Origin of the sequence: Alkalilimnicola sp. S0819 (genome assembly GCF_009295635.1) — a bacterium.
Taxonomy (GTDB): domain Bacteria; phylum Pseudomonadota; class Gammaproteobacteria; order Nitrococcales; family WHIW01; genus S0819.
Genome location: NZ_WHIW01000012.1, coordinates 75,376 through 82,999, shown reverse-complemented (window position 1 = coordinate 82,999; position 7,624 = coordinate 75,376). Strand labels below are relative to the sequence as shown.

Here is a 7,624-nt window from a genome sequence, read left to right as displayed (position 1 = left end):
CAACTTGTTAAAGATCCCGGGGCTGGCCCGGTAAGCTCAAGGCCTTTCGCCTCAAGCGGGAAGCGCATTCTACTCGGAAGCGCCGCCCTGTCAAGCCCTCTTTCGAGGCCCCTTCAGCACCGCTGGGTACCGAAGGAAGGCGCGCATTATAGGCGCCTTGGGAAAAGGTTCAAGCCCCAGTTCGGTGGCCTTGAACCGCCTCGCCGACTAGCCCTTGGCTGCGACGAGGAGGCGTATTCTAGGGGTTCAAACTTAAAGGTCAAGCCCCACGGGACGACTATTTCACACGCACCTTGGCATAGCGCCGCTTGCCCACCTGGTAAACGCGTGATTCGCCGGGAGAAACCTCAAGCCCACGGTCTTCCACACGCTGGCCATCGATCTTCACCGCGCCCTGTTTAACCATGCGCAAGGCCTCGGAAGTACTGGGCACCAGGCCCGCCTGCTTGAGCAGCGCGGCCAGACCCAAGGGCTCACCGCCGTTGTCCAGACTGAGCTCCGGCATCTCCTCGGGCATGGCGCCCTGACTGAACCGTGCCACGAACTGCTCCCGTGCCGCGCGCCCCTCGCCCGCACCGTGGAAGCGATCCACCAGCTCTTCCCCCAACAGGAACTTCACATCCCGGGGGTTGCGCCCCGCCACCACGTCGTCGCGCAGCGCGGCGATTTCGGCAAGCGGCCGGAAGCTGAGCAGTTCGAAATACCGCCACATCAGATCATCGGACACCGACATCAGCTTGCCGAACATCTCGCTCGGCGGTTCGTGGATGCCCACATAGTTGTTCAGCGACTTGGACATCTTCTGCACGCCGTCCAGCCCTTCCAGGATAGGCATGGTCAAGGTGACCTGGGGCGTTTGGCCGTACGCCTTCTGCAATTCCCGGCCCATCAGCAGGTTGAACTTCTGATCGGTGCCGCCCAACTCCACGTCCGCCTTCAGTGCCACGGAGTCGTAGCCCTGAATCAAGGGATAGAGGAACTCGTGAATGGCGATGGGCTGATGAGCGCGGTAGCGCTTGTGGAAGTCATCCCGCTCGAGCATGCGCGCCACGGTGTGCTTGGCCGCGAGCTGGATCATGTCGGCGGCGGACAGCTCATTGAGCCAGCTGGAGTTGAACACCACTGTGGTCTTCTCGGGCTCCAGGATCTTGTAGATCTGCGCTTCGTAAGTACGAGCGTTCTCCAGTACCTCGTCGCGGGTAAGCGGCTTTCGGGTGACATTCTTGCCCGTGGGGTCGCCGATCATGCCGGTGAAATCACCGATCAGGAACAGCACCTGGTGCCCCAGGTCCTGGAACTGACGCAGCTTGTTGATCAGCACCGTGTGGCCCAGATGCAGATCCGGCGCGGTGGGATCGAAACCCGCCTTGATGCGCAGCGGCCGGCCTTCCTTCAGGCGCGCCGCCAGCTCACTCTCGACGAGAACCTCATCCGCGCCCCGCTTGATCAGCGCCAGCGCGTCATCCAGGGGCTGCGACTTGTCCATGGCTGTGGTCATGACTCCACTCAGTAGCGATCTTTGATGCGCGCAGATTCTACCGAAAACGCGAACGCCCGCACACGAAAAGCCAAAAGCACTCGACACCCCAGTAATTTAAGCTGGATACTTCAGCCTTCAAATCAAGATCCGTTGACCGCCTCGGGCGGATATGACTATCGTTGCGCACAGAATAACCACCTCGGGAGTCCCCGTGCCCAGCAACCGCATTACCCATATGGATTTCAAGCCCCGCGCGCCGCGCCGTGCCACTCGCATGCGCAGGCTGCACCTGGCTGTCGTGTCCATCTCCGCGCTCAGTGGCCTGGTGCTGCTGACCTCTACCCCCGACAACGCCGAGGCACTGCGCCAGGCCGAGGAGAGCCTGGAGCTGCCCCGCGAGGCCTCCATCGCACTCACCGAGCAGACACTGGAGCTGCCGCCGCAAACGCAGGCCGGCTCGGCGGAACCGCCGCTCGCCACCGCCGCCACTTTGCCCGAGGCGCCCGCATCCGAACAAACGGGCAGCGCACTGGTCGCTGTGGATGAGGCGCTGGAAGAGAGCGAGCGACTGGATACGGCTCATTGGGAACAGCTGACCGTCAAATCCGGTGACAGCCTCGCGGCGATCTTCAAGCGCATCGGCCTGGGGCCGCGGGACGTGCATGAGGTGCTCAGCGCCGGCGAATCCGCCCAGGCACTCAAGCGCATTTTCCCCGGCGACGAGATCCACTACGTGCTGGATGACGCCGGCAAGCTGGGTGGTCTGCGCTACCCGGTGGACGAGAGCGTCACCCTGCATATCGCTCGCGAGGACGATGGCTACCTGGCAAGCCTGGAAGCCAACCCGCTGGAGACCCGCATCAATCACGCTCGGGGCACCATCGACAGCTCCCTGTTCCTTGCCGGCAAGAGCGCCGGCCTGAACGATGGGCTGATCATGGAATTGGCCGGCATCTTCGGCTGGGACGTGGATTTCGCCCTGGACATTCGCCGGGGTGATCAGTTCTCGGTCATCTATGAAGAGCTTTACCGCGATGGCGAGAAAGTGCGCAACGGCGCCATCATCGCCGCCGAATTCATCAACCGCGACCGTCGCTTTCGCGCCGTGCGCTACACCCGCCCGGACGGCGAGGCGGATTACTACTCCGAAGACGGCCGCAGCATGCGCAAGGCCTTCCTGCGCTCACCGGTGGACTTTCGCCGCATCAGCTCCCGCTACAACCCCAACCGGCTGCACCCCAAGCTCGGCATCAAGCGCCCCCACCGCGGAGTGGACTACGCCGCCGCCACCGGCACCCCCATCCGCTCGGCGGGCGACGGCAAGATCGTTTTCCGCGGCGTGAAGGGCGGCTACGGCAATGTGGTCATCGTCCAGCACGGCAGTCGCTACAGCACGCTGTATGCACATATGTCACGCTTCGCCCGGGGACACCGTGTGGGCAGCCGAGTGCGCCAGGGTCAGACCATCGGCTATGTGGGGGCAACGGGGCTGGCCACCGGGCCGCACCTGCATTACGAATTCCGGGTGGACGGGGTTCATCGCAACCCGCTCACCGTCAAACTGCCCGAGGCCGAGCCCATCCCCGAGCACCTGCGCGCCGACTTCGAAACCCAGGTCTCACCCTTGCTGGCTCAGCTCAATGTGATCAACGGCACGGAGCTGGCCAGCACCGGGGACTAGGCGCCCCGCCCCGGTGAGGACGTGATGAACGAGTACTACATCGGGCTGATATCCGGCACCAGCCGGGATGCCGTGGATGCCGCCCTGGTCGAGTTCGCCGGGGCGCGCTGCCGCACCATCGCCGGTCACACCCATAGCATCCCCGAAGCACTGCGCCAGCGGCTGCTGGCGCTGAGCGCAGACACTCCGCTGCTGGAAGCCGCCCGCCTGGACCACGCCCTGGGGGAGCTGTTCGCCGAAGCCTGCCTGGCGCTGCTCGCCAAGGCAGACCTGGCACCCGCCGCCATCCGCGCCATTGGCAGCCATGGCCAGACCTTCTGGCATCAGCCCGACGAGGGGCTGACCGTGCAGGGCGCCGACCCCAACCTGATCGCGGAATTGACCGGTATCCCGGTGGTCGCGGATATGCGCCGGCGGGACATGGCCGCCGGCGGCGAAGGCGCACCGCTGGTACCCATCTTCCACGCCGCCGTGCTGGGCCACCCGAAAGAATCCCGAACCATCCTCAACCTTGGTGGCATTGCCAACATCACGGTACTGCCGGCGGGCGCGCAAGCACCCCGGCTGGGCTTTGACACCGGCCCCGCCAGCACGCTGCTGGATGCCTGGATCAGCCGTCATCGCGGGCTACCCTTTGATGACCGGGGGCAATGGGGCGCCAGCGGCGACTGCCTGCCCGAGTTGCTGGGCGAACTCCTCGCCGACCCCTATTTCCAGCTCCCGGCACCCAAGAGCACCGGCCCGGAGCACTTCAGCCTGGCATGGCTGGAAGCCCGGCTGCCGCCCTCATGGAAGGCGGCGGACGTGCAGGCGACCTTGCTGCGGCTCACCGCCGTCAGCATCGCACGAGCCGTGTGCCAGCACGCGCCGGACAGCCGTCGCCTGCTGGTCTGCGGCGGCGGGGTGCATAATCTGGCCCTGATGGAGGCAATCGCCGAGGAGCTGCCGGAGCAAGCCGTGGAGCCCGTCAGCGTGACGGGGCTGGACCCGGATCTGGTGGAGGCCTGCGCCTTCGCCTGGCTGGCCAGGGCGCATCTGCGGGGAGCGGCAGGCAATCTGCCCCAAGTGACCGGCGCCCGGGGGCCGCGCGTACTCGGCGGCCTGTACCCGGGCCATCCCAAAAACTAGACGCCGAAGGACGAGCCGCAGCCGCAGGTGGTGTTGGCGTTGGGGTTGCGGATCACGAACTGGGCACCCTCGATGTTCTCGACATAGTCGATCTCGGCCCCTTCCAGGTATTGGCCGCTCATGGGGTCCACCAGCAGGGTCACGCCGCCGTTCTCCAGCACCGTATCGCCCTCTTCCACATTTTCGTCAAAGCTGAACCCGTACTGGAAACCGGAGCAGCCACCGCCGGTGATGTACACCCGCAGCTTCAGTTGCTCGTTCCCCTCTTCCTCGATCAGCTCGCGCACCTTGCGTGCCGCGTTGTCGCTGAAATCCAGCTCGCAGCTGTACTGCTCCGCCACGTCGCTCATCGCTTCCTCCGAGGGCCTACCCTCTGTGTGAGACCAGTGAATGTCTCCATTGTACTGCACCTGCCGCAGCCGCGCGGGCCGGACCATGCCTCGCCCCCGGCTACGGGAGTACCGCAATATCGCCCAGGCCAGCCTTTTCGTCCAGGCCCAGCATCAGGTTCATGTTCTGCACCGCCTGACTGGCCGCGCCCTTGCTGAGATTGTCGATCACGGAGAACACCGTCACCGTGTCGCTGTCGGGCGCCTGGTGCACCGCCAGCCGACACAGATTGGTGCCGCGCACGCTGCGCGTCTCCGGGTGCGAGCCGGCGGGCATCACATCCACGAAGGGCTCATCCGCGTAACGCCGCTCGAACAGCGCCTGCAGATCCACCGCCTCACCCTTGCGCGGCGCGTAGAGACTGCAGTGCATCCCCCGGGTCATGGGCGCCAGATGCGGCTGGAAGACCAGCCCCACCGAACCACCCAGCACCTGGCCCAGGCCCTGAACGATCTCCGGGTGATGCCGGTGCCCACCCGCGCCATAGGCCTTGAAGGTCTCATTGGCTTCGCACAGCAGGGTACCGACCCTGGCTTGCCGGCCGGCTCCGGAAACGCCCGAGATGCAGCTGGCCACCAGTTGGCGCTCATCGACCAGGCCGGCCTCCAGCAGCGGCAGCCAGCCCAGCACCACGGCGGTGGGATAACAGCCCGGGTTCGCCACCAGCCGCGCCTCGCGGATCTCGGCACGGTTGAGCTCGGGCAGGCCGTAGACCGCGCGCTCCACCCAGTCGCGGGCGGTATGCTCCATGCCATACCAGCGCTCCCAGGCCGGCACGTCCCGAAGACGGAAATCGGCGCCCAGGTCCACCACCCGCACGCCCGCTTCCAGCAGTTCCGGCACCGCCTTCATGGCCACCCCATGGGGAGTGGCGAAGAACACCACATCGCACTCGGCGAGCCTGGACGGGTCGGGGGCGCTGAAGTCCAGATCCACGAAACCGCGCAGGCTGGGGAACATGTCCGCCACCGGCGTACCCGCCTCGCCGCGGGAGGTAATGACACTGACCTCCACCTCGGGATGGCGCGCCAGAAGGCGCAACAACTCAACCCCCGTGTAGCCGGTCCCGCCGACGATTCCCGCCTTGATCATCCTGCACCTCGAACTGTGATCGAACCGTTCATTCTAAGGCCTCTGCGCGCCGCCGCAAAACACGCGCCCGCCATTGCGCGGCGCTTTTGGCATACTGTAGCGATGCCTGTAATGCAGCACATCCGCGCTCGCCTGGCGCAAAGCTGGGAGAGAGGCCGGCTGCGCCTGTCCGCCGCCGAGGCCCTGCCGCTGCTGGCCGGGCTGGGTCTGCTGGTCGGGCTGCTCAGCGGCTTGGCCATACTCGCCTTCCGGGCCCTGGTGGAATACAGCCAGCGATTGTTCCTCCCGGCCCAGGACCACTTCGAAACCCTGGCACCCCACTGGCGCCTGCTGCTGCCTCTGGGCGGGGGGCTGCTCATCGGTGTCTATCTGCACCTGCTCAAACCCCGCCAGCGTGAGTTCGGCGTCGCCCATGTCATGGGCCGGGTGGCCTTCCACCAGGGCTACATGCCCTGGCGCAACGCCGTGCATCAATTTGTGCTGGGGGCGGGCGCCATCATCAGCGGCCAGTCGGTGGGCCGCGAGGGGCCGGGCGTACATCTGGGCGCGGCCAGCGGCAGCCAATTGGGTCAGGCGCTGGGGCTACCCAACAACAGCCTGCGCGTACTGGTGGGTTGCGGCACCGCCGCGGCCATAGGGGCCTCCTTCAACACGCCACTGGCCGGGGTGGCTTTCGCCATGGAAGTGGTGATGCTGGAGTACACCATCGCCGGCTTCCTCCCCATCATGCTCGCCGCCGTGGCCGCCACCGCGCTGAGCCAGGTGTTCTACGGCGATACGCTGGCCTTCGCCGTGCCGCCCCTGCAGCTGAGCGGCCTGGCGGAGATACCCCATGTGGTGCTCACCGGCTGCCTGATCGGCGTGCTGGCCGCGGGTTTCATACACGCCATGCAGCACTTCAGCGCCCTGGGACGGGGGCGGCCGGTGATCCTGCGCGGCCTGGCGGCAGGACTTGGCGTGGGGCTGTGCGCTCTCTTCGTGCCGCAGATCATGGGCATCGGCTATGACACCGTCGCCGACGCGCTCACCGGTGAGCTGGGCTGGGGGCTGCTGATCGCCATCGCCGCTTTCAAGCTGCTGGCCAGCAGCTGGGGTATCGCTCTGGGGCTGCCGGGCGGGCTGATAGGGCCCACCCTGGTTATAGGCGCCACCGCCGGCGGGGCACTGGGGAATCTGGGGGCCTGGATCAACCCGGAATCCATCGCGGCGCCGGCCTTCTACGCCCTGCTCGGCATGGGGGCGATGATGGGTGCGACGCTGCGAGCGCCTCTCGCCGCGCTCACCGCCATGTTGGAGCTGACCGGCAACCCGGGCGTGATCATGCCCGGCCTGCTGGCCATCGTGGCCGCCACCCTCACCTGCACCGAGGGCTTCGGCAAGGATTCGGTATTTGCACAACTGCTGCGCGACGGCGGCGACGATCTGCGTCCGAACCCCCTGCTCAGCGGCTTGAGTCGCCTGGGCGTGGCCCGGGTCATGGACCGCCGGCTGGCCGTGCTGCCGCGAATCATCGAGCGCGCCGCGCTCAACCAGGCGCTGGCCGAGGACCCGCGCTGGCTGCTGCTGCGGGAAGAGGAGCAGGAGCAGGCGGTGTCGGTGATGCCGGCCACCGATGTATTGCGTTACCTGGAAGAGCATGAAGATGAGCAGGAGCTGGACCTGCTGGCGATTCCCGCCCAACGCCTGCAACCAGCCCCCATCGAGATCCGCGCCACCCTGCGCGAGGCCTTCGTGCAGCTGCGCCGGCGCGACGCCGAGGCGCTCTACGTGGTACAAACCACCGCACCCGGCATCACGCGCTACTTCGGGCTCGTCACCAAGCGCGAGCTGGAGAATCAGTTCTTTTAGGAGGC

General features: G+C 66.4%; 6 protein-coding genes. 3 read left to right on the top strand and 3 right to left on the bottom strand.

Features of this window, described 5'->3' with window-relative positions; genetic code table 11:
• Positions 1-277: 277 nt before the first annotated feature.
• Positions 278-1,498: a tyrosine--tRNA ligase gene (gene tyrS, locus GBG68_RS10975; protein ID WP_226801774.1), complete on the bottom strand. Its 1,221-nt coding sequence runs from the start codon at positions 1,496-1,498 to the stop codon at positions 278-280.
• A gap of 193 nt (positions 1,499-1,691) precedes the next feature.
• On the opposite strand from tyrS, the gene GBG68_RS10970 reads away from it, so the two are divergent.
• Together GBG68_RS10970 and GBG68_RS10965 are read left to right on the top strand one after the other, a co-directional pair.
• Positions 1,692-3,161 carry an OapA family protein gene (locus tag GBG68_RS10970; RefSeq protein ID WP_226801773.1) on the top strand — a complete coding sequence of 490 codons (1,470 nt, stop codon included), beginning with the start codon at positions 1,692-1,694 and terminating at the stop codon, positions 3,159-3,161.
• A gap of 24 nt (positions 3,162-3,185) precedes the next feature.
• Positions 3,186-4,289, top strand: a complete 1,104-nt coding sequence (locus GBG68_RS10965; RefSeq protein ID WP_152147236.1) for an anhydro-N-acetylmuramic acid kinase — start codon at positions 3,186-3,188, stop codon at positions 4,287-4,289.
• Here GBG68_RS10965 and erpA read toward each other — a convergent pair.
• Complete coding sequence (gene erpA, locus GBG68_RS10960; protein WP_152147234.1) at positions 4,286-4,639, bottom strand: iron-sulfur cluster insertion protein ErpA; 354 nt, start codon at positions 4,637-4,639, stop codon at positions 4,286-4,288. The genes GBG68_RS10965 and erpA overlap by 4 nt on opposite strands.
• Before the next feature lie 100 nt (positions 4,640-4,739).
• Positions 4,740-5,771, bottom strand: a complete 1,032-nt coding sequence (argC, locus tag GBG68_RS10955; protein ID WP_152147232.1) for an N-acetyl-gamma-glutamyl-phosphate reductase — start codon at positions 5,769-5,771, stop codon at positions 4,740-4,742.
• A gap of 111 nt (positions 5,772-5,882) precedes the next feature.
• Here argC and GBG68_RS10950 point away from each other — a divergent pair, with 111 nt between their 5' ends.
• Positions 5,883-7,619, top strand: a complete 1,737-nt coding sequence (locus tag GBG68_RS10950) for a chloride channel protein (RefSeq protein ID WP_152147230.1) — start codon at positions 5,883-5,885, stop codon at positions 7,617-7,619.
• Positions 7,620-7,624 lie beyond the last annotated feature (5 nt).

Coding starts and splice junctions, on each gene's coding strand:
- tyrS (WP_226801774.1), bottom strand. CDS start 1,498: ATGACCACAGCCATGGACAAGTCGCAGCCCCTGGATGACGCGCTGGCG.
- argC (WP_152147232.1), bottom strand. CDS start 5,771: ATGATCAAGGCGGGAATCGTCGGCGGGACCGGCTACACGGGGGTTGAG.
- erpA (WP_152147234.1), bottom strand. CDS start 4,639: ATGAGCGACGTGGCGGAGCAGTACAGCTGCGAGCTGGATTTCAGCGAC.
- GBG68_RS10950 (WP_152147230.1), top strand. CDS start 5,883: ATGCAGCACATCCGCGCTCGCCTGGCGCAAAGCTGGGAGAGAGGCCGG.
- GBG68_RS10965 (WP_152147236.1), top strand. CDS start 3,186: ATGAACGAGTACTACATCGGGCTGATATCCGGCACCAGCCGGGATGCC.